At 65.3% G+C, this 25,219-nt stretch carries 32 protein-coding genes; 13 read left to right on the top strand and 19 right to left on the bottom strand.

Annotation, left to right across the window (positions count from 1 at the left end):
* Positions 1–28: 28 nt before the first annotated feature.
* The 3 genes from ychF to DLM85_RS21295 form a co-directional block, all read right to left on the bottom strand.
* Positions 29–1,129 carry a redox-regulated ATPase YchF gene (gene ychF / locus DLM85_RS21310; RefSeq protein WP_111480204.1) on the bottom strand — a complete coding sequence of 367 codons (1,101 nt, stop codon included), beginning with the start codon at positions 1,127–1,129 and terminating at the stop codon, positions 29–31.
* A gap of 426 nt (positions 1,130–1,555) precedes the next feature.
* Positions 1,556–2,119 (bottom strand): YdcF family protein, encoded by a 564-nt coding sequence (locus DLM85_RS21300; protein WP_111480202.1) that lies wholly within the window; start codon positions 2,117–2,119, stop codon positions 1,556–1,558.
* A 101-nt stretch (positions 2,120–2,220) separates the two neighbouring features.
* On the bottom strand, positions 2,221–2,601 hold the full coding sequence (locus DLM85_RS21295) for a DUF3276 family protein (protein WP_111480201.1): 381 nt from the start codon (positions 2,599–2,601) through the stop codon (positions 2,221–2,223).
* A gap of 263 nt (positions 2,602–2,864) precedes the next feature.
* Here DLM85_RS21295 and DLM85_RS21290 point away from each other — a divergent pair, with 263 nt between their 5' ends.
* Together DLM85_RS21290 and DLM85_RS21285 are read left to right on the top strand one after the other, a co-directional pair.
* The gene (locus DLM85_RS21290; protein WP_111480200.1) at positions 2,865–3,791 is read left to right on the top strand and encodes a DUF58 domain-containing protein; all 927 of its coding nucleotides are present in this window, start codon (positions 2,865–2,867) and stop codon (positions 3,789–3,791) included.
* A gap of 24 nt (positions 3,792–3,815) precedes the next feature.
* A complete protein-coding gene (locus tag DLM85_RS21285; RefSeq protein ID WP_111480199.1) occupies positions 3,816–4,016 on the top strand; it encodes a hypothetical protein in 201 nt (66 codons plus the stop codon).
* A gap of 249 nt (positions 4,017–4,265) precedes the next feature.
* On the opposite strand, the gene DLM85_RS21275 is transcribed toward DLM85_RS21285, so the two are convergent.
* The 3 genes from DLM85_RS21275 to DLM85_RS21265 are packed head-to-tail and all read right to left on the bottom strand — an operon-like array spanning position 4,266 to position 6,451.
* Positions 4,266–4,910: a DNA-3-methyladenine glycosylase family protein gene (locus DLM85_RS21275; protein ID WP_111480197.1), complete on the bottom strand. Its 645-nt coding sequence runs from the start codon at positions 4,908–4,910 to the stop codon at positions 4,266–4,268.
* Complete coding sequence (locus DLM85_RS21270) at positions 4,907–5,419, bottom strand: GNAT family N-acetyltransferase (protein ID WP_111480196.1); 513 nt, start codon at positions 5,417–5,419, stop codon at positions 4,907–4,909. The genes DLM85_RS21275 and DLM85_RS21270 overlap by 4 nt, the downstream gene beginning before the upstream one ends.
* Positions 5,420–5,431: 12 nt before the next feature.
* Positions 5,432–6,451, bottom strand: coding sequence for a threonine aldolase family protein (locus DLM85_RS21265; protein ID WP_111480195.1), 1,020 nt, complete (start codon positions 6,449–6,451; stop codon positions 5,432–5,434).
* A 162-nt stretch (positions 6,452–6,613) separates the two neighbouring features.
* Between DLM85_RS21265 and DLM85_RS25610 the strand changes: the two genes are divergently transcribed.
* The gene (locus DLM85_RS25610) at positions 6,614–6,772 is read left to right on the top strand and encodes a hypothetical protein (protein WP_162910472.1); all 159 of its coding nucleotides are present in this window, start codon (positions 6,614–6,616) and stop codon (positions 6,770–6,772) included.
* 173 nt (positions 6,773–6,945) lie between these two features.
* Here the strand turns inward: DLM85_RS25610 and DLM85_RS21260 are convergent, their stop codons facing one another.
* Positions 6,946–7,440, bottom strand: a complete 495-nt coding sequence (locus DLM85_RS21260; RefSeq protein ID WP_111480194.1) for a metallophosphoesterase family protein — start codon at positions 7,438–7,440, stop codon at positions 6,946–6,948.
* Between the two features lie 248 nt (positions 7,441–7,688).
* Between DLM85_RS21260 and DLM85_RS21255 the strand changes: the two genes are divergently transcribed.
* Together DLM85_RS21255 and DLM85_RS21250 are read left to right on the top strand one after the other, a co-directional pair.
* Positions 7,689–8,387 carry an NUDIX hydrolase gene (locus tag DLM85_RS21255; protein ID WP_111480193.1) on the top strand — a complete coding sequence of 233 codons (699 nt, stop codon included), beginning with the start codon at positions 7,689–7,691 and terminating at the stop codon, positions 8,385–8,387.
* Positions 8,388–8,438: 51 nt separating this feature from the next.
* Positions 8,439–8,912, top strand: coding sequence for a hypothetical protein (locus DLM85_RS21250; RefSeq protein WP_133257188.1), 474 nt, complete (start codon positions 8,439–8,441; stop codon positions 8,910–8,912).
* Between the two features lie 79 nt (positions 8,913–8,991).
* On the opposite strand, the gene coaD is transcribed toward DLM85_RS21250, so the two are convergent.
* From coaD to DLM85_RS21230, 4 genes are all read right to left on the bottom strand, one after another.
* Positions 8,992–9,456 carry a pantetheine-phosphate adenylyltransferase gene (gene coaD, locus DLM85_RS21245; protein WP_111480191.1) on the bottom strand — a complete coding sequence of 155 codons (465 nt, stop codon included), beginning with the start codon at positions 9,454–9,456 and terminating at the stop codon, positions 8,992–8,994.
* A 113-nt stretch (positions 9,457–9,569) separates the two neighbouring features.
* On the bottom strand, positions 9,570–10,457 hold the full coding sequence (locus tag DLM85_RS21240; RefSeq protein WP_111480190.1) for a DUF3822 family protein: 888 nt from the start codon (positions 10,455–10,457) through the stop codon (positions 9,570–9,572).
* 88 nt (positions 10,458–10,545) lie between these two features.
* Positions 10,546–11,046, bottom strand: a complete 501-nt coding sequence (locus tag DLM85_RS21235; protein ID WP_111480189.1) for an NUDIX domain-containing protein — start codon at positions 11,044–11,046, stop codon at positions 10,546–10,548.
* A gap of 45 nt (positions 11,047–11,091) precedes the next feature.
* Positions 11,092–11,709 carry a DUF4126 domain-containing protein gene (locus DLM85_RS21230; RefSeq protein WP_111480188.1) on the bottom strand — a complete coding sequence of 206 codons (618 nt, stop codon included), beginning with the start codon at positions 11,707–11,709 and terminating at the stop codon, positions 11,092–11,094.
* A 323-nt stretch (positions 11,710–12,032) separates the two neighbouring features.
* Here DLM85_RS21230 and DLM85_RS21225 point away from each other — a divergent pair, with 323 nt between their 5' ends.
* The 5 genes from DLM85_RS21225 (at position 12,033) to DLM85_RS21210 (ending at position 15,572) form a co-directional block, all read left to right on the top strand.
* Positions 12,033–12,485: a PaaI family thioesterase gene (locus DLM85_RS21225; RefSeq protein WP_111480187.1), complete on the top strand. Its 453-nt coding sequence runs from the start codon at positions 12,033–12,035 to the stop codon at positions 12,483–12,485.
* A 112-nt stretch (positions 12,486–12,597) separates the two neighbouring features.
* Positions 12,598–13,152 (top strand): hypothetical protein, encoded by a 555-nt coding sequence (locus DLM85_RS21220; RefSeq protein ID WP_111480186.1) that lies wholly within the window; start codon positions 12,598–12,600, stop codon positions 13,150–13,152.
* Positions 13,153–13,187: 35 nt separating this feature from the next.
* Entirely contained in the window at positions 13,188–14,633 is a 1,446-nt protein-coding gene (locus tag DLM85_RS21215; protein ID WP_111480185.1) for an ATP-dependent DNA helicase, read from the top strand.
* Positions 14,634–14,692: 59 nt separating this feature from the next.
* Positions 14,693–14,965 (top strand): hypothetical protein, encoded by a 273-nt coding sequence (locus DLM85_RS25165; protein WP_133257187.1) that lies wholly within the window; start codon positions 14,693–14,695, stop codon positions 14,963–14,965.
* A gap of 97 nt (positions 14,966–15,062) precedes the next feature.
* Positions 15,063–15,572: a DUF1573 domain-containing protein gene (locus DLM85_RS21210; RefSeq protein ID WP_111480184.1), complete on the top strand. Its 510-nt coding sequence runs from the start codon at positions 15,063–15,065 to the stop codon at positions 15,570–15,572.
* 91 nt (positions 15,573–15,663) lie between these two features.
* Here the strand turns inward: DLM85_RS21210 and DLM85_RS21205 are convergent, their stop codons facing one another.
* The 3 genes from DLM85_RS21205 to DLM85_RS21195 all read right to left on the bottom strand — a co-directional run bounded on the left by DLM85_RS21205 (position 15,664) and on the right by DLM85_RS21195 (position 18,112).
* A complete protein-coding gene (locus DLM85_RS21205; protein ID WP_111480183.1) occupies positions 15,664–16,065 on the bottom strand; it encodes a DUF423 domain-containing protein in 402 nt (133 codons plus the stop codon).
* A gap of 108 nt (positions 16,066–16,173) precedes the next feature.
* A complete protein-coding gene (locus tag DLM85_RS21200) occupies positions 16,174–16,872 on the bottom strand; it encodes a YggS family pyridoxal phosphate-dependent enzyme (protein ID WP_111480182.1) in 699 nt (232 codons plus the stop codon).
* A 190-nt stretch (positions 16,873–17,062) separates the two neighbouring features.
* A complete protein-coding gene (locus DLM85_RS21195; protein WP_165822239.1) occupies positions 17,063–18,112 on the bottom strand; it encodes a VWA domain-containing protein in 1,050 nt (349 codons plus the stop codon).
* Positions 18,113–18,547: 435 nt separating this feature from the next.
* Between DLM85_RS21195 and DLM85_RS21190 the strand changes: the two genes are divergently transcribed.
* Positions 18,548–18,967 carry an NTF2 fold immunity protein gene (locus tag DLM85_RS21190; RefSeq protein WP_165822238.1) on the top strand — a complete coding sequence of 140 codons (420 nt, stop codon included), beginning with the start codon at positions 18,548–18,550 and terminating at the stop codon, positions 18,965–18,967.
* A 68-nt stretch (positions 18,968–19,035) separates the two neighbouring features.
* Here the strand turns inward: DLM85_RS21190 and DLM85_RS21185 are convergent, their stop codons facing one another.
* Both DLM85_RS21185 and DLM85_RS21180 read right to left on the bottom strand, forming a co-directional pair.
* A complete protein-coding gene (locus DLM85_RS21185; protein ID WP_133257186.1) occupies positions 19,036–20,016 on the bottom strand; it encodes a hypothetical protein in 981 nt (326 codons plus the stop codon).
* Positions 20,013–20,933, bottom strand: a complete 921-nt coding sequence (locus DLM85_RS21180) for a DUF58 domain-containing protein (RefSeq protein ID WP_111480179.1) — start codon at positions 20,931–20,933, stop codon at positions 20,013–20,015. The genes DLM85_RS21185 and DLM85_RS21180 overlap by 4 nt, the downstream gene beginning before the upstream one ends.
* A 50-nt stretch (positions 20,934–20,983) precedes the next feature.
* On the opposite strand from DLM85_RS21180, the gene DLM85_RS21175 reads away from it, so the two are divergent.
* On the top strand, positions 20,984–21,346 hold the full coding sequence (locus tag DLM85_RS21175) for a DUF4296 domain-containing protein (RefSeq protein ID WP_111480178.1): 363 nt from the start codon (positions 20,984–20,986) through the stop codon (positions 21,344–21,346).
* A gap of 73 nt (positions 21,347–21,419) precedes the next feature.
* Here DLM85_RS21175 and DLM85_RS21170 read toward each other — a convergent pair whose 3' ends face one another.
* The 3 genes from DLM85_RS21170 to DLM85_RS21160 all read right to left on the bottom strand — a co-directional run bounded on the left by DLM85_RS21170 (position 21,420) and on the right by DLM85_RS21160 (position 24,103).
* Entirely contained in the window at positions 21,420–21,770 is a 351-nt protein-coding gene (locus DLM85_RS21170; RefSeq protein WP_111480177.1) for a tRNA-binding protein, read from the bottom strand.
* 285 nt (positions 21,771–22,055) lie between these two features.
* Complete coding sequence (locus tag DLM85_RS21165) at positions 22,056–22,679, bottom strand: DUF922 domain-containing protein (RefSeq protein ID WP_133257185.1); 624 nt, start codon at positions 22,677–22,679, stop codon at positions 22,056–22,058.
* A gap of 50 nt (positions 22,680–22,729) precedes the next feature.
* Complete coding sequence (locus DLM85_RS21160; protein WP_111480175.1) at positions 22,730–24,103, bottom strand: MATE family efflux transporter; 1,374 nt, start codon at positions 24,101–24,103, stop codon at positions 22,730–22,732.
* Between the two features lie 454 nt (positions 24,104–24,557).
* Here DLM85_RS21160 and DLM85_RS21155 point away from each other — a divergent pair, with 454 nt between their 5' ends.
* On the top strand, positions 24,558–25,157 hold the full coding sequence (locus DLM85_RS21155; protein WP_111480174.1) for a hypothetical protein: 600 nt from the start codon (positions 24,558–24,560) through the stop codon (positions 25,155–25,157).
* Positions 25,158–25,219: the final 62 nt, after the last annotated feature.

Below are 25,219 nucleotides of genomic sequence, written 5' to 3'. Positions count from 1 at the left end.
CCGTTCTTAATCCGCGAGAATCCGTGGTCTAGACGTTGAAGCGGAAGTGCATGATGTCGCCGTCCTGCACCACGTATTCCTTGCCTTCCACGGCCATCTTGCCGGCTTCCTTGATCTTGGCTTCCGAGCGGTACTGCTCGTAGTCGGGCAGCTTGATGACCTCGGCCCGGATAAAGCCCTTCTCGAAGTCGGAGTGGATAACGCCGGCCGCCGCGGGCGCTTTGTCGCCGCGGTGCACCGTCCAGGCGCGGACTTCCTGCACGCCGGCGGTGAAGTAGGTAATCAGGTTCAGAATGTCGTAGGAGGCGCGGATCAGCTTGTCGAGGCCCGACTCGGTGAGGCCGTACTCGCCCAGGAACATTTCCTTTTCCTCGGGGTCGTCCATCTCGGCAATCTGCGACTCGATGGCGGCCGAAATCACTACAATCTGGGCGTTTTCGCTGGCGACGTGCTGGCGCAGGGCCTCCACGAAGGCGTTGCCGCCCTGCGGAATGCTGGCCTCGTCTACGTTAGCCGCGTAAATCACGGGCTTGATGGTGAGCAGCTGCAGGTCTTCCACCGCCGCCAACTCCTCCTCGTTGGCGTCGAGCGAACGGGCGTTGTGGCCGGCTTCCAGGTGAGCCTTAAAGCGCGTCAGGGCCGTCACTTCCTTCTTGGCCGCCGCGTCGCCGCTCTTGGCCGAGCGCTCCGACTTGGCCAGCTTCTTGTCGATGCTTTCCAGGTCCTTGAGCTGCAATTCCGTGTCAATCACGTCCTTATCGAACGCCGGGTCGACGCCGCCGGCCACGTGCACGATGTTGGGGTCGTCGAAGCAGCGCACCACGTGGATGATGGCGTCCACCTCGCGGATGTTGGCCAGAAACTTGTTGCCCAGGCCTTCGCCCTTCGACGCGCCCTTTACCAAGCCGGCAATGTCCACGAACTCCACGATGGTGGGCACCACGCGCTGGGGCTTCACGATTTCCTCCAGCACCTTCAGGCGCGGGTCGGGCACGGTCACCACGCCCACGTTCGGCTCGATGGTGCAGAAGGGGTAGTTGGCCGATTCGGCCTTGGCGTTCGACAACGCGTTGAACAGGGTGGACTTGCCCACGTTAGGCAGCCCGACGATACCGCAGCGAAGACCCATGCAGTGAAATGGTGATAGAGTGAAATGGTGAACTGACCGCGCGGGCCAATTCGGGCGCAAAGGTACGAAGCCTTCGGGCGGGAAACACCAGTAGCTGGCTATCTGTTGAATCCAGGTCGCGGCAGCTGCTGCCGCATCAATTCCCCAAACGAGCTTTGGCCGCCAGATACTGCCGCAGACAATCCTGCACGCAAACGCTGAGGGAGTCACCGTCGCGGCGACAGACACCTTCGTAGCCGGAAATAAGAGCCATGATAGTGAAACGGTTTTCGGACCGTGCCCCATCGTGCTTGTATAGCATCACGTCGCCACGAGCCCCTACTTGCTGAAAGATGAGCAGTAGCTCCTCCGCCGCCAGTTCAGCCGAAGAGTTAGCCAGGGTTGATAATTCGCAGTCTGTCATCTAACTCAGATTGAGTTCGAAAATCATTGCCGCGCCCAGGCCACGTAATACGCCGGAAACTCGCGCAGCAGGCTGTACACGTCGCGCAGCTCGTAATAGTCGGCGGGTGCCTGGTACACCTGGAAGCTGCCGGCCTGGTGGAGCAGCAGCACGGTGCGGGGCAGGTGGTACGCCTGCGACACGGCAATGACCGACCGGAAATGCCGCCGCCGGGCAATGGCGGCAAAATTCTGCGCCGAAGCCCGCGTGGTGGTGCCCAGATCATCGATGATGACGGCGGGCCGGGGCACGCCCTGCGCCACGAGGTAGCAGCCCATGGCCAGGCCCTCGTAGTGGCCTTCGCGGCCCAGCCCCCCGCTCACCACGATTTTGGGCGCGAGGCCGCGGCGGTACAAGGCCAGGCCCTTGTCGAGGCGGGCGCGCAGGCGGTCGGAGGGCTGCCCGTCGGGCTCGACGGTGTTGCCCAGGATCAGCAGGGCGTCGGCGGGCCGGGCGGTGTCGCGCAGGCCACGGCGCGCCGTCCAGGCGCAATGCCACGCGGCCCAGAGCAGCAACGCGGCCAGTACGAGGCGAAACAGCAGCTTCATGGGGAAGGTAGCTCGGCAATGGGTATGCAACAACGCGCTACTGCCGCGGCCGAAAGGCCGCTGCGGTAGCGCGTCGGGCAAAACCAGTAAGCGAAACGGGTTTAGTAAGCTTCGGGCGTATAGTCGGGGCCTTCGTAGCGGTTGGGGTCGTTGAAGTCGGGGCGCGGGGTGCGGTCTACCTCGTTGAACTCGGGGCGGGGACGGTCCAGATCGGCCACTTCCTCGGGCGAGAGCAGCTCCTGGCGCACGTAGTCGATGGCGTCCTGCAGGGCGTCGGCGAACTTCAGGAAGTCCTCCTTGTACAGGAAAATCTTGTGCTTCTCGTAGGAGAAGGTGTCGTCGTCGCGGAGGCGGCGCTTGCTTTCGGTGATGGTCAGGTAGTAATCCTGTCCGCGCGTGGCCTTCACGTCGAAGAAGTACGTGCGTTTGCCGGCTTTGATGCGCTGGGAATAAATCTCGTCCTGTTCGTAGCGGTCTTCCACGGGGTCCAGCTGTAAGATGAAGAAAAGGGAGGGAGGTTGAAAGATTTCGGGATGATTGAAAAATCCCCGGCTAAAACTAGTCTTTTACTGATGGATATAAAAATATTGGCGGCAATAAATTGGCTTTGTTCAACTTAGGAACGCATTCGGCGCCCCGCCGCCGGGGCCGCCGGCCGGCTGCGGGGCGCGGGGCGGGCACCAGCGGCGCAACCCGCGCGTTACCTTCGCAGTCCTTGCCCGTCCGGGCTTTCCCTTTGCCGCTTATGCCTCCCCAACCGCTCGATCTGGCCGCCGTCCGCTCCTTCGAAAACCTGGAATTTCTGGCCCGGCAGCTGGTCGACGGCTTCATCACCGGCCTGCACCAGTCGCCCTACCACGGCTTCTCGGTGGAATTCTCGGAGCACCGCCTCTACAACCCCGGCGAAAGCACGCGCCACCTCGACTGGAAGGTGCTGGCCCGCACCGACAAGCTCTTCGTGAAGCGCTACGAGGAGGAAACCAACCTGCGCTGCCACCTGCTGCTCGACGTGAGTCCGAGCATGTACTACCCGCGCCCCAGCCACGACAAGCTGCACTTTTCCATCCTGTGCGCCGCCGCCATTACCACCCTGTTGCAGAAGCAGCGCGACGCCGTGGGCCTGGTCACGTTTTCGGATAAGATTGAGGCGCAGACGCCGGTGCGCTCCACCAGCACCCACCGCCACACCCTGCTCTTGCAGATGCAGCAGCTGATGGAGCGCACCGCGCCCACCACCGAGCACGGCGGCACCGACGTGGCCGGCGTCATTCACCAGATTGCCCAGCAGATTCCCAAACGCAGCCTGGTCATCATCTTCTCCGACATGCTCGGCCGCAGCCAGCAGGACCAGACCGACACCCTGGCCGCCCTGCAGCACCTGAAGCACCAGCACCACGAGGTGCTGCTGTTCCACGTGATGGACCGCGCCACCGAGACGGACTTTGACTTCGCCGAGCGGCCCTACGTGTTCGAGGACGTGGAAACCGGGCAGCGCATCAAGCTCAACCCTTCGCAGGTGCGCGAGCAGTACCGCGCCGCCATGCAGCAGTACACCCAGGACCTGGCCCTGCGCTGCGGGCAGTACAGGATTGATTTCGTGCCCGTCGACATCCAGGAACCCTTCGACAAGGTGCTGCACGCCTACTTGGTGAAGCGCGGCAAGGTGCGCTAAGTTACCTTTGGCGCCTCGTTGCTTATGGAAAACCTCGTTCTGCTCATCGTCTGCTCCGTGCTGACGGTTCTGAGCGCCCTGCTCACCACCTACATTGCCCAGGAACGCTCGTTCTGGCGCTGGTTCCTCATCGGCATGGTGCTGCCCTTCGTGTCGATTTTCGTAGCCATGGTGGTGGTGTACCGCGACACCAAGAAAGAAGAGGAGCGGGCCAGGCGTAGCTAATATGTGGTATTGCCGGGTGTGCGGACTGGCGTATGATTATTCGCCGTGGGGTGAGGATGAGCGCACACCCGACTACGGCATCTGTGAATGTTGCGGCGTGGAGTTTGGCTACGAGGATTTTACCCCTGAATCAACCCGCACGTACCGGCAACAATGGCTGGCGGCAGGTGCCAGCTGGTTGCAGCCGAAGCAGCGTCCCGTTGCCTGGGAGCTAGCCACGCAATTAGCGCAGGTATCTCCCGCGTACCGCTAGGATTCCGGCGTGTTATCCAACGACTGCCAGAGGTACTTGCAGGCCAGGGAGCGGTAGGGGCGCCAGGGCTCGGCCAGCTCGGTCATGCGCCGGAGCAGGGCGCGGCCGGTTTCCTGCAGGCCGTAGTGGCGGCGCATGGCGTTCTGCACGCCCAGGTCGCCCTCGGCAAACACGTCGGGCTGGTCGAGGGCAAACATCTGCAGCATCTGGGCCGTCCAGCGGCCCACGCCCTTGATCTGGGTCAGGTGCTGGGTGAAGGCGTCCTCGGGCAGCTGCGCAAGGTGGGCGTGGTCGAGCTGCCCAGCCAGGTTGAACTCGGCAATGGCGCGCAGGTAGCCGGCTTTCTGCTTCGAGATGCCCGCGGCGCGCAGCTCCTCGTCGGTGAGGAGCACCAGCACGTTGGGCTCGGGGTAGCCGTCGGGCTTGAAGAGGCCCTCCAGCTTACGCCAGATGGCCGCGGCGGCCCTGGTCGAAATCTGCTGGCTGACCACGGCCTTCAGCAGCGCCAGGTACAAATCCTCGTGGGCGGAAGCGCGCACCGGGCGGCTCCCGGCAATGATGCGGGCCAGCACGGGGTCGGCCTGGCTGAGGTGGCGGCGGGCTTCGTCGTGGTCGTAGGTGTAGTCGGCGGGGGCGGTCATGGCGCAAACTTACCGGCCGCCGCCGATTCCGCGGCACCAGCGGCCGCCGGCAGCAGCATGTGCACCTCGTGCAGGCCGGGCGCCCACTTGTCCGGCTCGGTGGTCAGGGTGCCGAAGCCCAGGCGGGCGTAAAAGCCTTCGGTGTGCTGCGAGGTCCTGATTTCGATGCCGCGGCCGGGATAAGCAAGCTGACACGCCCGAATGCGGAATTCGGTAAATGTTCGTCCTAGCCCTTGGCCGTGCAGTCGGCGCTCCACCATGCCCCAGGTCAGCACCGCGTGCGGGTCGTTCAGTGCGTAGCCGCCGGCCGCCACCAGCCCCGGCCCGCCGGGCAGCTCGGCCACGAAGTAGGGAAGGCCGTCGGTACCAACTTCCCCGCGCAGAAAAGCCCGCAGGTCGGCTTCCTCGGCGGGCACGAAGTAGGGCGCGAGGTTGCTGCGAAACAGCTGCACGACGGCTTCCTCGTCGGCGGCGGCGTACGGGCGGATGCGCAGGGCGAGCGAAGTCATGGGCCGGAATGTCTACTGGGACACCGTCTGCAGCGCCGCCAGCACCTGGCCGATGGCCGCGTCGTCCACGTCGAGGTGGGTTACGAAACGTACCATCTGCGGGCCGAAGGCCGAGGCCTTGATGCCGTGGGTGGCCAGGTGGGCCAGGAAGGCATCCTCCGTCAGCCCGTCGCGCAGCCGGAAAATGACCAGGTTCGTCTCGGCGGGTAGCACAAAGTCGACGTAGGGCGCGGCCTGCAGGGCCTCGGCCAGCTGCCGGGCGCGGCGGTGGTCGTCGGCCAGGCGCTCCACGTGGTGCTCTAGCGCGTAGAGGCCCGCGGCAGCCAGGTAGCCGGCCTGCCGCCACCCTCCGCCCATCACCTTGCGGATGCGCTTGCACTTGCGGATAAACGCCGCCGAGCCCAGCAGCACCGAGCCCACGGGCGTGCCCAGGCCCTTGCTCAGGCACACCGAAATGGTGTCGAACAGGCGGCCGTACTCCTGGCTTTGCTGGCCGGTGGCCACCAGGGCGTTGAAGATGCGGGCCCCGTCGAGGTGCAGCGGAATGCCCTGGCGCCGGGCCAGCTCGGCAATGTCGGTCAGCGCCGCCCACTCGTAGCAGCTGCCGCCGCCGCGGTTGTGGGTGTTTTCGAGGCTGATGAGGCTGGTAGTGGGGTAGTGCACGTTTTCGGCCCGGATGGCCCCGGCCACCTGCGCGGCCGTCAGCCGGCCCCGCTCGCCGGGCAGCAGGGCCACCGAGGCGCCCGAGTGAAAGGCAATGCCGCCGACCTCCCAGAGGTAGATGTGCGACGTGTGCTCGCACACCACCTCCGACAGCGGCTCGGTGTGGCCCTTGATGGCAATCTGGTTGGTCATGGTGCCGGAGGGGCAGAACAGCCCGGCTTCCAGCCCAAAGCGGCGGGCGGCCTCGTGCTCCAGCTCCCGCACGGTGGGGTCTTCCTCGTACACGTCGTCGCCGACGGGGGCGCGAAACATGGCGTCGAGCATGGCGGCGGTGGGCCGGGTTACGGTGTCGGAGCGCAGATCAATCATCGGGAGGGCAGAAGCAAATAAGCAGGGTGAGGCGGCAGCGGGCAAAAATAGCAGAGCCAGCGCAGGACTAGCCAAGGGATTCACCCGGCATTATCCAATCTGTCGGAATTTTACTTACCTTTGCCCCCTCATTCTGCAGAATAGACTCAAACCGACCGCGTCATGACCGCTACCCGTCTCAAGCGTAAGCACCGCAAGAACATTGCCCGCGCCAACAACAAGGTGCAAGAAATTAAGGACCTGCTCCGCACCCCCGTTCTGAAGAACGTGGACATCGAAGAGCTGAAAGCCAGCTTCAAAAAGAACGAGGCTGCCGCCTAGTTTTTTCGCCGCGGCTTCCTGCCGGAAGCCCGCGTGACTTCCCGGCCGGTCGGCTGGTAGATACCGAAAAGCGCCTTGCGTGGCCACGCAAGGCGCTTTTTTGTCTAATGAACAAGGCCGTCAGCCTGACCCGTCGCCGAAGAATGACGGCCTTTTGCCCTGAACGCCTGGCTTTATACCCGCGGCCCCAGCTCCACGGCCTGCAAATCCTGCACCCGGCCGGCCTCGATGCGGAACTTGAGCAGGGTGCGCACCTTGTGGAAGCCGTGGCGGCCGGCGGCGCCGGGGTTCAGGTGCAGCAGGCCCAGCTGCCGGTCGGGCATCACGCGCAGAATGTGCGAGTGGCCGCAGATGAAGAGCCCCGGCCGCTCGCGCTGCAGCAGGGGGCGGGCGCCGGGGGCGTAGCGCCCGGGGTAGCCGCCGATGTGGTGGATGAGCACCTTCAGCCCTTCCACCTCGAAGACCAGCGTTTCGGGGCAGCGCAGGCGCACGGTGCGGTCGTCGATGTTGCCCGACACGGCCCGCAGCGGCGCCAGGGCCAGCAGCTCGTCCAGTACTTTTTCGTCGCCTACGTCGCCGGCGTGCCAGATTTCGTCGCAGCCCTGCAGGTGATGACCGATGCGGGCATCGTAGTGGCTGTGGGTATCGGAAAGCAGGCCGATGAGCATGAGCAGGGCGGGGCTGGTGGGGCCGCAAGGTACGGCCCCGGGGCGGGCTGCCGCCGACTTGTTGGGCTAATTTCCGGCAGCATGTTACCTTTCCAGCCCGCAGCCGTATGCGGCTCAGACGGCCCGCTGCACCCGGGCCGCCCGGTCGGTAGTGCTGGGGCCCACGTCTTTCGTATGCCGAAATTAATGCTGTGTTTTGCAGCTTGCCGGACGATTTCCTGCATCCTCTCCCCATCTGACTTGCCGCGATGAACGTTTTCATCAACGACATCCCGATTATCATCAAAAAGACCTCTGACAAGGTCTACAAGCACCGCTACGACCTGATTCTGGGCCCGGAAGATGAATTCATCTCCAAGGACCTGATCGGCGACGTGCTGGTGCGCGACGTGACGCCCGCCTTCATCGACCGCATGTTGCGCCTGATGGAAGTGAAAAAGCTGAAGAAGCTGACCTCACTGACCCTGATGGCCAAAAAGAAAAAGGCCCTGATTCTGCACCTGAAGGACCAGTTCCGCATTGCCAAAGCCGCCGGCGGCCTGGTGGTGAAGGACGGCATGATCCTGATGATTTACCGCCTCGGTAAGTGGGATTTGCCCAAAGGCAAGCTGAAAAAGGACGAAGACCCGATGGAGGGCGCCCTGCGCGAGGTGGAAGAGGAAACCAACGTGAAGCTGGCCCTCGGCGACAAGCTGCCCAGCACCTGGCACTCCTACGCCTACAACGGCAACAAAATCCTGAAGAAAACCAACTGGTACATCATGCAGTGCCTCGACGACTCCCTGATGAAGCCCCAGGCCGAGGAGTACATCGAGGAAGTGCGCTGGATGCAGCCCCAGGAGGCCCTCAAGGCCCTCGAAGAGTCCTACGCCTCCATTGCGCTGGTAGTGCGTCACTACCTGAGCGAAGTGGCCGGGCAGGCCGCTCCCGAGTCCGTCCGTTCCTAACTCCGCCCGCCGGGGCGCCGTCCGGGCGCCGCAGTTCACCAGAATATGCGCGTGAGTCGAGCCTGTCTGCTACTGATGCTGGTGCTGCTGTGCAGCGGGGCCGCCTGTACCCGCAGCACTCCCGTAGTGGAAAGTCCGGCCCCGGGCCGCACTGGGCAAGGCAATTCCCGGCGCCTGAACGTGGCTGCACTGGTGGGCCGCAACATCGACCAGGTGCGGCAGCGCCTCGGGCCACCGCGCGAAACCCGGCAGCAGCCCGTGGGCCTGGAGCCCACGGCCGAGCAGCTGCGCGCCACCAAGGGTGAAGGCTGGATCAATACCTTTGAAAAGGACGGCACTACCATCGTGGTGACCTTCAATGCCCGTACCCGCGAAGTGCAGGACCTGGTGCTGGTGGGCAGCAACGAAGACGAACTGCTGCGCCGCGGCAACCTGGACTTCGTCGCCGACAACTACTTGGTGCTGCCCGTCACCGACCCCAGCGCACCGTCCCGAATCATGGGCGTGCGGGTGGTAGCACGGTGAGCCCGCAGACAAGCAACCGGGGCTTCTAATAGGTCTTTCGACCCGTTAGAAGCCCCGGTTGCTGGCTTTTGAGCGGCCGCTAGCCCTGCGGGGCGGCTAGCTTAAAAGGCACAAAGTCGTCCACGTTGCCGCCGAAGCGGTGGATTTCGCGGATGATGGTGCTGCTGATGGCCGCCAGGGGCGGAGAGGTAATCAGGAACACCGTTTCCAGCTCGGGGTTGACGTGGCGGTTGGCCTGGGCAATGGTGTTTTCGTACTCGAAATCGGTGGTGTTGCGCAGCCCGCGCAGCAGAAAGCGCGCGTTTCGCTCCCGGGCGAAGTCGGCCGTCAGCCCCTTGTAGGCCTCCACCGACACCCGCGGCTCGTCGCGAAATACCTCCTCGATCATGCCTATCATCTGCTCCACGGGCAGGTAGCGCTGCTTCGAGCTGTTGTTGCCCAGGGCAATGATGATGTGGTCGAACAGGGCCGTGCCGCGCCGCACCACGTCGAGGTGGCCGTTGGTGAACGGGTCGAAGGAGCCGGGGAAGAGGGCAACTCTCATGGAGTGGTGAAATGGTGAAGTGGTGAGGTGGTGAGTTGATGTTTGGGAGGCCGGGGCTGCGCAGTTGGCGCAGCCAGAACGACACTCACCAGTTCACCAGCTCACTAGTTCACCTATTCGCACAAATGGAGGCTGTAAAGCTCGAAGTAGCGGTACTCGAATACGTCGTTGAGGCGGTAGCTGTAGCCCAGGTCGTAGGGGCGGTTGCCGAAGCGCACGTGGCGGATGTACTTGCGCAGGATGCTGAACAGCTCCGAGTCGTGGGTCAGGTCGCCGTAGACGACCACCGGGTCCTCGTCGGGGTTGAGCGTCAGCTCCTGCATCACCAGGATGACGTAGTAAATAAAATCCTCGGCGGTGCTGAAGGTGAAGACGTTGCAGAACTCCGGCCGCTTGTCGCGCACCACCACGATGGTCAGCTCCAGCGGGCCCACGCTCAAAAACAGGCGGGGCGGGCCCTGCCGCTCGCTCTGGTGCACCACGCCTTCGAGCAGGGCGCTGGTCTGGTGCAGCAGCTTCTGCTGGGGGTAGAGGCGCTCAAACCACTCGGCCAGGGCCTTTTCGGCGGCGAAGATGCTGACCACCTCCTGGTTGGGGTGACGGTAGTGGCGCACCACTTCGTGCTGGGCGTCGAGCGGGTGGTGGAGCTGCAGGTACCGGTCCTCGTCGCCCGCGCGAAACAGGGGCGCGGGCAGCAGGGTGAAATGGCGGTTCTGCACGGCCAGGCGCACGCGGTTCCAGCCGGTCTGGCCCACTAGGTCGTGCTGGGCGGCCAGGGCCTGCAGCTGCCCGGCCAGGGAGGTGGCGGGCTGGGCGGCGTAGTCTTCGAGGGCAATGAAGCGGTTGCGGCGCACATCGGCCACGCCCACGCGCAGGCCGTGGGGGCCGGCGCTGAGGTAGAGGTTGTAGCCGGCCAGCTCGGCCGGGTCGAAAGTGTCGTCGCGCAGGCGCTGCAGCGCCGTGGGCGGGGCAGCCAGGGCAGATTCGGCGGAGAGGGGCACGGGCGGTACGTCGGTCGGGGGAGAGGCAGATTCGGAGCTTAAAGGTACGCAGGGCCGGGCGCAAGTGCGGCACCGCGGGCCGGCCCGCTCAGCGCAGGCGCAGCTGCGGAATGTAGGCGTCGTCGGTGCTGATCAGGTCGCGCAGGATGGGGTGCACCTGCTGCGGCGGCAGGCGCACCAGCTCCTGGGGCGTGCGCCAGGCCACCTCGGTGAGCAGCTGCCGGTCGGGGGCATGCTCCGGGTCGTGGCCGAGGCGGGGCAGGGCCGCGGGGTCCAGCGCGGTGACTTCGAAGAACAGCTCCACGGCTTGCAGCTGGTTGCCGTGGTATTCGTGCAGGTGCAGAAAGCGACCTACTTTCACTTCCAGCGCGGTTTCTTCCCGGAACTCGCGGGCCACGCCCTCGCGCAGCGTCTCGCCGAAGTGCCAGCCCCCGCCGGGCGGCGACCAGAACGGCTGCTCGTCGGGCAGCAGGCCGCGGTGGGCGGTGAGCAGCAGCGCGCCCTGGTGCACGAGCAGGCCGCAGACGCGCACGCGGGCGCGCTCGGCGTAAGCGTGCAGCAGGGAATCGGGGGGAGAAGTAGCAGGCATAGGTGTGGGTAGGAGGGGAGCGGTCGAGGGTGCAAGTGTACGCCGCTACGCCCGATTTGGTCGTGCCGGGCCGCTTGAAAGTCCGGCCGCGGCCTGCCGCCGCCGCTGCCGCCAGCGCCGCAGCCGGCTCAGCACGAATACGATAAGCCCCACGGCCAGGGCCGCCATCAGCAGCGGCAGCAGCAGGCCCAGCACTGCGCCCACCACGGCCAGCACGTTTTCGAGGGTGGCGAAAAGCGGATTGGCCAGCCCGCCGGTGGCCGCCGTGCTGCCCGCCCGCAGCAGCGCCGTGCCCGACTGCACTACGCCCGCCGCCCCGCCGCCCACCAGCACGCCCAGGCCCCAGCGCAGCACCGGGTTCAGCTCGGGCAGGGCCGAGGTCATCAGCAGAGTACCGGCAATAAACGACGCGGGCGTGGTGAGCGTGTCGAGAAAGTTGTCGACCACGGGGAAGTAGTAGCCGAGCATTTCGACCACCGTGGCCACGCCCAGCACGCCCAGCGCCGCCCAGCTGCCCAGCCACGCAAAGCCCGGCGACGGGGCCAGGTAGCCGGTGCGGTAGGCAACGCTGGCCGCCAGCAGCGGCACAAACACCCGAAAGCCGCTGCACGCGGCCAGCGCCAGGCCCAGGGCGCCGGAAAGGAGGTAGTCGGTGGGAGTCATCGGCAAGAGCAGTAGAACCAGGGCCAAGCTACACGATACGGCCAACAACGGCGCAACGGCCGCCCCGCCGCGCCACCCCACCCTCTGACGGTGCCGCAATACCTCCCACGCAAGGCAAAACACCCCTGGCCAATCGAAAACGCCGCTCGACTGACGCGAAACACCCTCCGCCCTCCGACCAATCGAAAACACCTCCCGTCCAATGCACAACACCTCATGCGTGTTGTGCAGCACCCTGCGACCAGTCAAAAATACCCTTCGGCCCATGCCGTGAGCCTAACTGCGAAGGGCGTAGCGCCAGCGGCACGTTACCTTTGCGGCCCATGTCCGAAGTTCTCGAAACCGTCCCCGACCTCACCACGCGCATCCGCCGCAAGCTGGAGCGCCAGCACTTCATGCACCTCATCGGCGCCGACCTGACGCGCATCGAGCCCGGCCGCGTGGAAGCCACCCTCGACCTGGGCCAGCAGCACCAGCAGCAGCGCGGCTTCGCCCACGGCGGCCTCGTGGCCACCCTCTGCGACCTGGCCGCCGGTTTTGCCGGCACCACCCTGCTGCCCGACGACCACGGCATGGTCACGGCCGACTTGCGCGTGAGCTACCTGCACCCCGGCCGCGGCGACAAGCTCGTAGCCACCGGCTGGGTGCTGAAAGCCGGCCGCCGCCTGCACTTCTGCGAGGCCGAGGTGCGGGCGTTTGGCGGCCCGAACCCGGCCGAAGGGCTGCTGATTGCCAAGGCGTCGGCGACCATGGCGGTGGTGGAGCCCGTTAGCTAAGGCGCAGGGCCGAGCCAGCAGCGCGCCGCCCGTTTAAGGCGCCCACGCGGGGCGGTAATCAGCGAAAATGACCCGATCTTGCCGGGTGCCTTCTTCTGACTAGCTTTCGGCTATGCGAATCAAAATCAGCTTATTGCTGGCCGTGTTGTGCAGCTGCGGGGCAGCCGATCAGCCGGCTGAGCAGCGGGCGGCGCCGGATCCGGTGACGGCAGCCCGACCCGGTTCGGCCGCCAACATCCTTGATCCGAACGACCCTCACCTCGACCCGGAAATAAAAGCGGAACTGATGCGTACGAGCCGCCCCGGCCGACTGGCTCGGAGCATCATTGAATCGGCTGCCCTGGATTCGCTGGCCGCGCTCGATGCCGTAGCCTGCCGGAGCGACGGCGAAGAGTCGGAGGAAGTGGGCATTGCCTGCGACACGTTGTGGGAAGCGAAACTGCCGCTGTTTGTCGGTTATTTGCAGCAGCATCCGCGAAGCTGCCTGCAAAACGCGCTGATCGACGCGCTGAGCAGCAGGTTTATTACCAGTGAAAATCGGGCGCAGGCCATTGCTGCGTTCAAGCAGAAATCAACCGAAAGAGCTGCCAGGCTGGGACTTTCGCGGAGCGAAAAAACGTTGCTACAACAAATCACGGCGGCTATCGACCCGGCCCGGTTCGATTGATAGCCTGCTCATTTCCCGAAGCGGAACCTCGCTGAATGCTCACCACCCGCATACCCTCCGTCCGCCATTACTTCCCCTTCGACCCCACCGAAGACCAGTCCACCCTCTTCGGGCAGCTCGACGGCTTTCTGAAAGACCAGCTGCCCGGGCGTAAGGTGTTTCTCTTGCGCGGCTACGCCGGCACCGGCAAAACCACCGTCGTCAGCGCCCTGGTGAAGTGGCTCGACAAGATGGGCCGCAAGTACGTGCTGATGGCCCCCACCGGCCGCGCCGCCAAGGTAATGGCCCAGTACGCGGGCGTGCCCGCCAGCACCATTCACAAGCGCATCTACCGCAAGTCGGGCGGCTCCGACAGCATGGCCTTCACCCGCCAGCCCAACCGCTCGGGCGAGACGCTCTTCATCGTCGACGAGGCCTCGATGATTTCCAACGAGAAGTCGTTCGGCGAAAGCGCCCTGCTCGACGATTTGCTGGGCTACGTGTTCGAGAAAACCACCAACCGCCTGCTGCTCATCGGCGACACGGCCCAGCTGCCGCCCGTGGGCCAGAGCCTGAGCCCCGCGCTGGATGCGGGCGTGCTGGCCAGCTCGTACCGCTGCTACGTGCAGGACGCCGAGCTGCGCCAGGTGATGCGCCAGGCCGAGGCCTCGGGTATTCTGATGAACGCCACCCAGCTGCGCGAGGAGCTGCGCCACGCCCAGGACGCCACGCCCGGCTCGCCCGACGCCACCCCGCGCATCAACTTCGTGACCAAGGGCTACCCCGACCTCTACAAGATGGGCGGCGACAAGCTCGAAGACGGCTTGCGCTGGGCCTACAAGCACTTCGGCCACGAAAATACCACCATCATCTGCCGCTCCAACAAGAACGCCAACCAGTACAACCAGATGATCCGGCGCACCCTGTTCGACGCCGAGGACGAAATCGAGGCGGGCGACTACCTGATGGTGGTGCGCAACAACTACACCTGGCTGCCCGCCGAATCGGAAGCCGGCTTCCTGGCCAATGGCGACTTCGTGGAAGTCACCAAAATCGTGCGCCGCATCGAGGAGTTCGGCTGCCGCTTCGCCGATGCCCGCCTGCGCCTCGTGGACTACCCCGACGAGCCGGAGCTGGAGGCCCGGCTGCTGCTCGATACCCTGCACACCGAAAGCCCGGCCTTCCCTGCCGACCGCAACAAGGCCCTCTACAACGCCGTGGCGGCCGATTACGAGCACCTGACCACCAAGCGCGAGAAGATGGCCGCCCTGCGCGCCGACCCCTACCTGAACGCGCTGCAGGTGAAATTCGCCTACGCCCTTACCTGCCACAAGGCCCAGGGCGGCCAGTGGCCGGCCGTGTTCGTCGACCACGGCTTTCTGAAGGAGGACATGATCAACGCCGAATTCACCCGCTGGCTGTACACGGCCGTCACCCGCGCCTCCGAGAAGCTGTTCCTGCTGAATTTCAACGCCAAGCTGGTCGACGGCGAGGCGGAATGATTCCGCCCGCCGCGCTGTTGAGGCGCTGAACCCCCGTACCCTGCCTAATCGTCCTGCTGATGCCCCTGCCGCACCTTGTTCTGCTGAGCCTGTTGCTGACGCTGCCAGCCGCCCTGCGGGCTCAGGCCCGGCCTGCGCGGGCGCTCCGCCCGAGCGTGCCCGGGGCCCCGGCGCGGGCCACGCAGCCCTCGGTGTGGCGAAACCAACCCGCGCCCGCGGCGGTTACGCCCCTGCCGCTTTCCCGGCAGGATCGGCAGGCCTACGAAAATTGCCCCGACCCGCGGCGCTACGGCCCCAAGGCCCGCACCCGAAAACTCGTGCGAATTTGGTAGCTTGGTTCATCCGGTCTTCACGCACTTGGCCCGATTCTTGGCCGGCGGCGCGAAACGCTTAAATTTGCTAACCACCTCTCACACTTCATCCGCAATCATGAAAAAAGCACTTGTACTGGCGCTGTCGCTCACGCTGGCCGGTTTTGCCGCTCAGGCCCAATCTGCCGCCGTGCAGCCCGCCAACGCCAAAGAAAAAGCGAACGGCCCGGCCATCACCTTCGCCGAGTCGAAGTACGACTTCGGCAAGATCAAGCAGGGTGACGTAGTGGAGCACGTGTTCAAGTTCAAGAACACCGGCACTGCCCCGCTGGTCATTTCCAACATCGGCGTGAGCTGCGGCTGCACCACCCCGGACTGGAGCAAGGACCCCATTGCCCCCGGCAAATCGGGGACGGTAACGGCCAAATTCAACTCGGCCGGCAAGCTGGGCATGCAGAACAAGGTGCTGACCATCGAGTCGAACGCCGCTGCTGGCAGCAGCATGGTGTCGCTGGTGGGCGAGGTGCTCGACCCGGCTGCCGCCCCGGCCGCTGACGCCGCTGCCGACGTGAAGGTGAAAGCCAAGGACAGCGACGTGAAGGTGAAAGCCAAAGGCAAGAAGTCCTAAGCAGGCGCTGCGGCGCTGATAACAACGCAAAACGGGCCCGGTCAGCAGCAGCTGGCCGGGCCCGTTTTGCGCTGGCGGCCGGGCGGCGTCCTTAGGGCAGGCGCAGGGCGGCCACAAACAGCAGGCCCCAGCCGGCCAGGAAGAGTACTCCGCCGATGGGCGTGATGGGCCCGAACCAGCGGATGCCAGTGAAGCTGAGCAGGTAGAGCGAGCCGCTGAAGAGCACGATGCCGCCCACGAACAGCCAGGCCACCGTGCCCAGCCAGGGCAGCTCGGGGCGCAGCAGCCGCAATACCGCCACGGCCAGCAGGGCCAGCGCGTGATAAAACTGGTAGCGCACGGCCGTTTCGTAGGTGCCGAGGCGGGTGGCGGCATCAGCCGCGCTCATGGCAGCTTCGAGGTAGCGCTTGTAGCCGTGGGCCCCGAAGGCGCCGAGGGCCACGCCCAGGGTGCCAAACAGGCTGGCGGCCAGCAAAATGAGTCGGGCGGTCATGTGCGGTGAAATGGTGAGATTGTGAAATGGTGAATTGGCCAATCCCTGGCTCAGCGCCTTCTGCGCAAATCTCAGCGGCTGCTGCGGGCTCAAGCCATCGAGTGGACGTCAGGTCGTCGGAGCGGGATAGGCGCGGCGGCCGAAGATGGCGCTGCCCACGCGGATAAGCGTGCTGCCCTCCTCGATGGCCAGGCGGTAGTCGCTGCTCATGCCCATGGAAATTTCGCGGAAGCCCGCGTCGTCGGCGAAGTAGCGGGCCTTGAGCTGCTCAAAGTAGCCGCGCAGCGTGCTGAACTCCTGCCGCAGCTGCGGCTCCTCGTCGGTGTTGGTGGCAATGCCCATCACGCCGGCCAGGCGCACGTGCTGCAGTTGCTGCACGGCCGCGTCCTGCAGCAGGGCCTCGGCTTCGGGCAGGGAGAGGCCAAACTTGGTTTCCTCGTCGGCAATGTGAAACTGCAGCAGGCCCTGAATGACGCGCCCGGCGCGGGCCGCCTGCCGCTCGATTTCCAGCAGCAGCTTCAGGCTGTCGATGCTCTGAATGGTGTGCACGAAGGGGGCCACGTACTTCACCTTGTTGGTTTGCAGGTGCCCGATGAGGTGCCACTCGATGTCGGCCGGCAGGGCGGGCTGCTTGGCGGTCAGCTCCTGCACGCGGTTTTCGCCGAACAGGCGCTGCCCCGCGTCGTAGGCCTCCCGGATCAGTTCCACAGGGTGAGTTTTCGATACGGCCACCAGCCGGCAGCTGGTACCGCTCAGCTCCTGCTGGAAGTGACGGACCACGGATTCGACGGATTGTTCGGATTGCACGGATTTCGGGAACGATGGAGGAAAGTGCCGGCGGCTCGGTTTGTCCGGGCAGCGCGTCGGCAAAACTACGGCGCCGGGGCAAAAGCGGCTTAAAAGTAGCGGGGGGCAGCCCCTGAAATCAGGGCGCCACTACTTTTTAAATCGTCCCCGAAAGCCGTACAATCCGCCCATAATCTGCGAGAATCCGTGGTCAGTCCTCCAGCGCATTCGTCAGGAAGGTGTTTTTCAGCGCCAGCCAGAGCAGCCAGAGGCCGACACACCAGTAGAGGTAGTAGCGGTAGTAGTCGTGGGTGTTGCGGTAGCGCGTCAGCTTGATTTCGGACTGCTCCAGGCGGTTGATGCGGGCAAAGATGCTGCGCAGGGCGGAGTTGTCGGTGGCGCGGAAAAACTGGCCTTCGCCGGCGCTGGCAATCTGGCGCATGGTCGTCTCGTCGAGGCGGGTTTCCACGTAGCGCGGGCGGCCCAGCTCGTCCTGGCCGTAGGGCACGCGCCCGTCGCGGCCCAGGCCGATGGTGTAGAGCTTCAGGCCGAAGCTGTGGGCCAGCTGGGCGGCGGTAAGCGGGTCGAGGGCGCCGGCGGTGTTTTCGCCGTCGGAGAGCAGAATGCACACGCGGGAGCGGCCCGGAGCGGTGCGCAGGCGGTTGGTGGCCACGCCCAGCGCCGTGCCGATGGCCGTGCCGTCGGTCGGAATCAGGCCCAGGCGCAGGTTCTTCAGCTCCTCCAGCAGCAGCTCGTAGTCGGTGGTGAGGGGCAGCACGGAGTACGCGTCGCCGGCAAAGGCGACGAGGCCGATCCGGTCGCCGCGGCGGCCCTGCACGAAGGCCTGAGCCACGCGCTTGGCGGCTTCGAGGCGGTTGGGCTGCAGGTCCTGCAGTTCCATGGAGGCCGACACGTCGACGGCCAGCACGATGTCGATGCCGCGGCCCGACTGCTCCACCCGCTCGTCGGTGCGCTGGGGGCGGGCCAGGGCCAGTACGCCCAGCATCAGGCTCAGGGCCAGCACCACATCGGGCACGAAGCGCAGCAGGGCGCTCCAGTGGGCGCGGGCCTGCCCCCGCACGAAGGCCACGCCCAGCTTGGCGCGGCGGCGCTGGGCCAGGCCCTCGCGCAGCAAAAACAGCAGCACCACGGCCGGCAGCAGCAACAGCAGCCGCGGATGGGCCCAGGTGTAGCCCGCCAGCGTGCTGTAGCGGAGCCCATCGAAGAGTGGGGCCAGGAACTGCTGCCAGAATTGGTTCATGCGGCCTGAAAGGTACGGCAACATCGCGGCAGCTTGAATAGGTAGCGCCGCTGCTGCTGGTTATGAGCCGCGGAAATGGACGAATCAGGTAGCGTTTAGGAACCGTTTCGGGCGCGGTAGGAACGATTTCGGGCGCGGCAGAAAGGGCTGCGAAAAGGGCGAGAAGCTTTTAGGTTGCGTCAGAACAGGCTCGGAAAAGGGAAAGAGCGGCCTGGTAATCGGCTGAAGAGGATAAGTAGGCATCAATAAGATTGGTAGATGAGGGTACAGGCGCTGCTGAGGCAGCCAAGGTATATTTGGTGGCTAAACAAAGTAAAACGCGGCTTGCTGATAATAGGATTTTTGCGGGCGAGTGAGTGATTAGACCAGCCGGGAATAGCCTCAGCGAAGCTGAATGACTAAGCAATGACGTCTTACCGAATACACTATTTTTTGATGGTTGTTTTGCTGACGGCCTGTCAAGCAGCGCCAGCTAGCACGCAGGCTGCCGAGCCGGCTTACGGAGCCATCATGGTAAGGCAAAAAAATGTGCCGACGGTAGGCCTGGGAATCGGCGAGCAAGAGGCCCGGAAACGGCTGCAGCAGGGCTTGCGCATTGAAAAGATCTATCCTGCAAGTGCTGCGAGACAGATAGCAACGGCGGACGAAGCTATTGCTGCTGCCGAGCCGGTGCTATTCGAGCAATACGGCAGGGAGAATATCCTTTCGCAGCGCCCCTACGAAGGGTATCTACTGGATGGGTTCTGGTTTATTCAGGGAACGTTACCAGCCGGAGGTGACGTAGTGGGCGGAACTTTCGAAATAGCTTTTACCGCCAAAAGCGGCCGAATAGTACATCTTACGCACTATGAATAGGTGCTGCGCCTTCGCCGAGACGAACCGCGTAGCCGTTCCTGCCCAAAGAAATACCCGTATTCCCAGCACTAGCTCACCGGGCGGCGTTGGGCAGTGCGCATCAGGGCGTAGCGGCGGTCGGCGAAGCGGCGCAGGGCGTCGAGGGCGTGGTCGGTTTGCTCGGCGGCTTCGTCGGGCAGCTGGTTGCCGTAGATGACGCGGTCGGCCAGGCGAAGGGCGGTGGCCACGTCGGCGTCGCCGCCGTAGAGGGCCACGATTTCCTTGGTGGTGAGCGTGTTCAGGGAATTGTCTTCGAGGCGGGCCAGGTAGTTTTTCCAGAGCGTGATGGCGCGCTCCATGTTGGCCAGGGAGCGGCTGAGCTGGAAGCGCTCCAGGTGGCGGGCGTACTGGGCGAGGAAGTAGACGTGGTTGCGGGCAGTGCGGTAGCGGCGGTAGCGCTGGCGCAGGTTGCGCCCGAACGTCCACCAGACCACGGCGGCCAGCACGAGCACGGCGGCGGCGGCGGCCAGCCAGTAGGGGTAGTTGAAGCGCGCTTCCAGCGGCAGCAGGGCGGTATCCTGGCGCAGCGGGGGCAGCTCGGCCTCGGCCGGCAGTGCGGGGGCAGTGCGCACCAGCCGCACGCTGGCCGGGGTGCCGTACACCAGCACCGAGTCGCGGCCGCGCAGCACCGTGACGGGCAGGCGCAACTGCTGCACCGAATCGAGGGCGAAGGTGCGCAGCACGTAGCGGCAGCGGTCGAGGCTGAGGCCCTGGCGGGTGCGGGTGGGCCAGTAGCGGCGGCGCACGTACTCGAAGGGCTTGAACGCGGCCGTGGAATCGGGGAAGATGACGTTCAGGCCCGGCGCGTGGCGGAAGGTCAGCTCGTACTCCACCAGCTCACCCACGCGCACGGTGGGCGTCACGAAGCGGCCCACCGGTACCGAATCGGGCGTGGCAGTTCCCTGAGCAGTCGGCGCGGGGGCTTGCTCCGTGCCGGCCTGGGCCGGGCTGCGCAGCCAGAGCGCGGCCAGCAGCCCCAGCCACCGCAAACGAAGGGGCAGCTGGCTCACGCGGCGGGGGCTTGGGGGGTGGGGCCGCGGCGCTGGCGCAGGCGGAACAAACTCACCAGCTGCGGCAGGTAATCCACGTCGGTGGCAATGCTGAGAAAGGAGGTGCGGTGGCGGCGGCAGATCTGGCCGATTTGCTCCCGGTTCAGCTCGTAGGTGGCGCGGTACCGGTCGCGCCAGGCCTTGGAGGACGTGTTCACCCACACGGTGCGGCCGGTTTCCTGGTCGCGCAGCGGCACGATGCCCAGGGGCGGAAACTCCTGCTCGCGCCGGTCGAGCAGCTGCACCACGATCAGGTCGTGCTTGCGGGCCAGCATGGTCAGCTCCCGCTCGTAGTCGGTGTCGATGAAGTCGGAGAGCAGCAGCACCAGGCTGCGCCGCTTGAGCAACCCCAGCGCCTGCCGGATGCCGGCGGCCACGTTGGTGCCCGGGCTCTGCGGCTGCAGGCCGAAAATGGCCTTGATGAGCGCGTAAGCGTGGCGGATGCCCTTGCCGGCGGGCAGGAACAGCTCCTTCTGATCGGAAAAAGCCAGCACGCCGAGCTGCGCGTCCTGCCGGGCGGCCGACAGGGCTAGGATGCCGCAGATTTCGCGGGCTACGTCGAGCTTGCGGCGGCCCGCGGCGCCCACCTGCTGGGAGCGGCTCACGTCGAGCAGCAGCACCACCGACTGCTCCCGCTCCTCCTTGTAGGTCTTGACGAAAGTGCCGTGGCCCTTGGCCGATACGGCCCAGTCGATGGCCCGCACTTCGTCGCCGTACTGGTACTGGCGCACGTCGTCGAATTCCAGCCCGGTGCCCTTGAACACGGAGTGGAAGTCGCCCTGCAGCTGGGCGTCCACCACCTTGCGGATGCGGATTTCGAGCTGGCGCAGACGGCGCAGAATGGCCTGCAGGGAGGTATCGGGGGCGGAAGTGGACATGGCGGGGCGGCTAAAATAACGGTACGGCCGGCAAGTGCTATTTTTGCGGGGTGAAGAACCTGCTGCGTATCGCCCTGCTGGCCCTGGCGCCCGTGCTGCTGAGTCAGTGCGAGCGGCCCGAAGAACAAGTGCCGCCCGCCAAGCTGCTGCCCCGTGCGCAGCTGGTGAGCCTGCTGGTGGATATGCACGTGACCGAAGCCCGCGTGGAGGCCTCGCGCCTGCCCCACGATTCGGCCCGGGCGCTGTTTCGCGAGCAGGTTAAAGGCGTGTACTGGCGCCACGACACCGATGAGGCGGCCTTCCGGGAGAGCATGCGCTACTACGCCACCCACGGCAAAGACCTGGAGGAAATCTACGCCACCGTGGTCGACAGCATCAGCATGCGCCAGGCCAAGCTGCCGCCCACGCCCTAAAGCCCTGCGGCGAAGTCGGGCGCCGACGGCGGAATGCTCGGCGGTCGACGATGCCGGGCCCCGGCCGTGCGCGCTAGATCAGCCGGCTGCCGTTGGGCAACGGGCCGGCAAACGAGGCCAGCACGATGCGGCCTTCGGCGTCGGCGGCGCCCGTGACCAGCACTTCGGAGCGCATGGGCCCGATCTGGCGGGGCGGAAAATTGACCACGCACAGCACCTGCCGGCCCAGCAGGGTGTCGGGCGTGTAGAGGGCCGTCAGCTGGGCGCTGGATTTTTTCAGCCCCAGCTCGGGGCCCAGGTCGATGACGAGGCGGATAGCCGGTTTGCGGGCTTCGGGAAAAGGCTGGGCGTCGACGATGGTGCCCACGCGCAGGTCTACGCGCTCAAAGTCGGCCCAGGTGATGGAGGCAGTGGGTTCAGGCATGGGCGCAAGGTACGCGCCGGCGCCTCCAGTACCATCGGTTACCCTGGGGCGCAGCGAACCGCCGGTCGGCGTGGGCAAGGACCGGCCTCCAATCCGCCACCCGCCGCGTCGTACGAAGTACGGACGTTTTACAGGGGCAATAGTAACGCCGAAGCGCAGCCCCCAGCCCGGACGATGGGGCGTGGGTAGCTGCGCTTGTCGGTTGGGGCGGGCGGCAAGAAAGGTGCTTGACTTCGTCGCCCGGCGCTTCGCTGTGCGTACGCCAGAAGAGGATGACGGGCGACTCTATTGCCCCGACGACGAAGCCGTGCCGGCCGCGGCGGGTGCCGGAGCGGCGTAGGCCTGCAGGGCGGTGAGGCGCTGCAACACCTGGTCGTCCCAGGTTTTCTGCTTGATCAGGTTCAGCCCGTGGTTGGTGTCCACGTCGTAGCGCTGCTGTTCGCGCTGCCAGTTGGCAATGGCCACCTTCATCACGTTGTTGAAGGCCGGCTGCAGATGCTCGCAGTCGAACTTGAGCGTCTTCAGCTTCTGGCGCAACTGCCGGGCGTGCACCTCCGTCAGGTCGAAATGCACCTGCTCGTGGTGCAGCAGAGCCGCCGATTCGGTGTGCGGCGACTTCACCCACGATTCGGTGGGCGTGAAGGTGGCCTGCACGTTGGCCGAAAACACGTAGTCCTGGCAGCCGATTTGCGCCCCGATGTTGGCCGTGGTCAGCGCGTGCAGCGGGTCGCCGGTATTAGGGCGCCCTTTGAAGTCGGCCCAGGTCAGCGGCCGGCTGGCCGACCAGGTCAGCAGCTCCTTGGCGGGGGCAGGAGTTTGTCGAACGACGGCAGCGGCCGGGCGCGGGGCCTCCGGGGCGCCCAGGGGCAACACGTGCAGGAACAGGGGCAGGAGCAGAAAATCGAGCATAAAGCGCAACCAGAAAAAGCGAAACTACGTAGCCTGCCGATGCAACGCCGCTACCCGGCGGTTTCGTTCAATTGCTCGGGCCCCGGCAGGCCCGGGCGGTGGGTTTCGCGCTCAAACCGCCGCAGCAGCACCACCGCCACGGCCGATAGGCCCGCCAGCAGCCCCAACCAGACGCCGCCCGCCCCCCAGCCCAGGCCGAAGCCCAGCGCGTAGCTCAGGGGCAGGGCCAGCACCCAGTAGGCCAGCAGCGCCACCAAGGACGGGATTTTTACGTCTTCGAGCCCGCGCAGGGCTCCGAGCCCCACCACCTGCAGCCCGTCGGATACTTGAAACAGGGCCGCAATGAGCAGCAGCGTGGCCGCCTGGGCCACCACGGCCGGGTCGGTGTTGTAGAGCTGCGGAATGAAATGCCGGCCGAGCACCAGCAGCAGCCCCATGCCGGCCATAAAACCGAACGTGAGCACGTAGGCCGCAAAGCCCGCCCGCCGGGCGCCCGCCGCGTCGCCGAGCCCGCGCTGCCGGCCCACCCGGATGGTGGCGGCCGTGCTGATGCCGCTGGCCGCCATGTAGGTGACGGAGGCCACGTTGATGGCAATCTGGTGGGCGGCCTGCACGGTGGCGCCCAGCCAGCCGGCCATGATGGCCGACACGCTGAAGGCCCCGACCTCGAACACCATCTGCGCACCGATGGGCAGGCCCAAGTCGAGCAGGCGGCGCTGGGTGGGCGCATCGAAGCGCCAGCGGCCGATGGTGTCGCGGTAGGGCTGCAGGCGCGGGGCGCGCAGCACGTAGCCCGCCATCAGCAGGGCCATCAGCGTGCGGGCAGTGAGGGTGGCCCAGGCGGCGCCCATCATGCCCAGGTGCGGGGCGCCCAGCTTGCCGTACACGAGGGCGTAGCAGAGCACGGCGTTGACCACGTTGGCCAGAATGGAGAGCTGCATGGCCTGCCGCGTGAGGCCCAGCCCCTCGGCAAACTGCCGAAAGCCCTGAAATACCATCAGCGGAATCAGCGAGAGCAGCATCACCCGAATCCAGGGCGCGGCCAGGGCCACCACGGCCGGCGGCTGGTTCAGGTAGCGCAGCAGCGGCACCAGGGCCCAGCCCGCGGCCGTCAGCAGCAGGCCCGCGGCGGCGCACTGCAGCACCCCGCCCGCCAGCAGCTGCCCGATGCGGGGCACGTCGCGCTGCCCGTCGGCGGCGGCCACCAGCGGGGTGATGCCCATCGAGAGGCCCAGGCCCAGCACCATGAGCACCGTCACCACGCTCACGCCCAGCGACACGGCCGCCAGCGGCACCGTGCCGGTGTGGCCCACCACCACGCTGTCCACGACGTTGACCATCACGTGGCCGAGCTGGCTGAGCACCACCGGGTAGGCCAGCAGGATGGTGGGACGAAAGTGCGGGCGGAGGTCGGCCAGGGCCATAAGCGGAACGAAAAAAGGGGGCGCAAAGGTAACGGAACTGCCCCGGCCGCCTCGGGATGCTCCCCAGAACGCCGGTACTGCCCCGTCGTACCCGCAAAGTCTGGTGCCAGCGCTGCGAGGGCAGCGCATTGCAGCCAGCCCGGATGATAGCAACGCAGCAGGAAGCCGGCAAGCCCCTGAAAACCCTGGTGCGGCGGGCGTTAGCAATGAGTAGCTAGGAGGATTACCGGGTGGAATAATTATTTCCGGGAATAGGGACTGGATAATGCGCGGAATGTTGCCTTTGATATAGATACTATACTAAATATTTATTCGTATAAAGTCCTGTATATCAATAATATAAATTATTTAATTGGGTGGCATATTTGATAAAATAGATGCTGTTGTTCTGAAATGATATTGATAAAAAATTAGAATTTGTTTTGGTGAATTCACTTCTAAACCCCTCGCAGTCATGAAAAAAATATCGTACATCATGCTGGTCATTGGGAGTTTGTTTTTTGCCACCGGGTGTGACAAGGCAACAGTGCTGCCCGAGCAGAGCCTCACTTCTGTTCAGGACGGCGTGAGCAAGGAACGTGGGATTGAGGTCCGCGTAGCGGGGACCTACAACGCGCTGCCGTTTACGGCCACGCTACGGGTGAATACGTTTGTTATCGACGGCACGCTGAAGGCTACCGCGGTGCTGGACCAGGTGGGCGGCGGGCTAAGCCGGCCGGATGCCGCGTTCCTGCAAGCCACCACCTTCACCTTCGACGTGCGGACGCTGCAGCATACCCCCGATGTCTTCTCGTTTTACCCCTCGCTGGTGGGCCGGGGCGGCGGGGCGGCCGTGGTGCTGGATACCTATTACGAAGTCGTGATAAACGCCGATACCCGCAAATTCAACCAGATCAGGGGGTATCTGACGAGCATCAGCCAGCTGTGGACCGAGCAGAATACGGACGGAAGCCTGAAATACGTGGAGCCCGGCTCGGGCGACCTGAACATGGCCGGCTACGCCCTGCTGTGCCAGCATTACAACACGATTTCGTCCACCGTCGGGCGGTATTAGCAGCGAGCCGCCAGTGGGAAACGGCGGACTCGGCCGGCCACGGGCGCCGGCCGCGTACGAGC

The organism is Hymenobacter edaphi, from assembly GCF_003258365.1.
GTDB lineage: Bacteria > Bacteroidota > Bacteroidia > Cytophagales > Hymenobacteraceae > Solirubrum > Solirubrum edaphi.
Note: the sequence above shows the minus strand (reverse complement) of the source record. Positions and strands in the feature narration are given on the sequence as shown.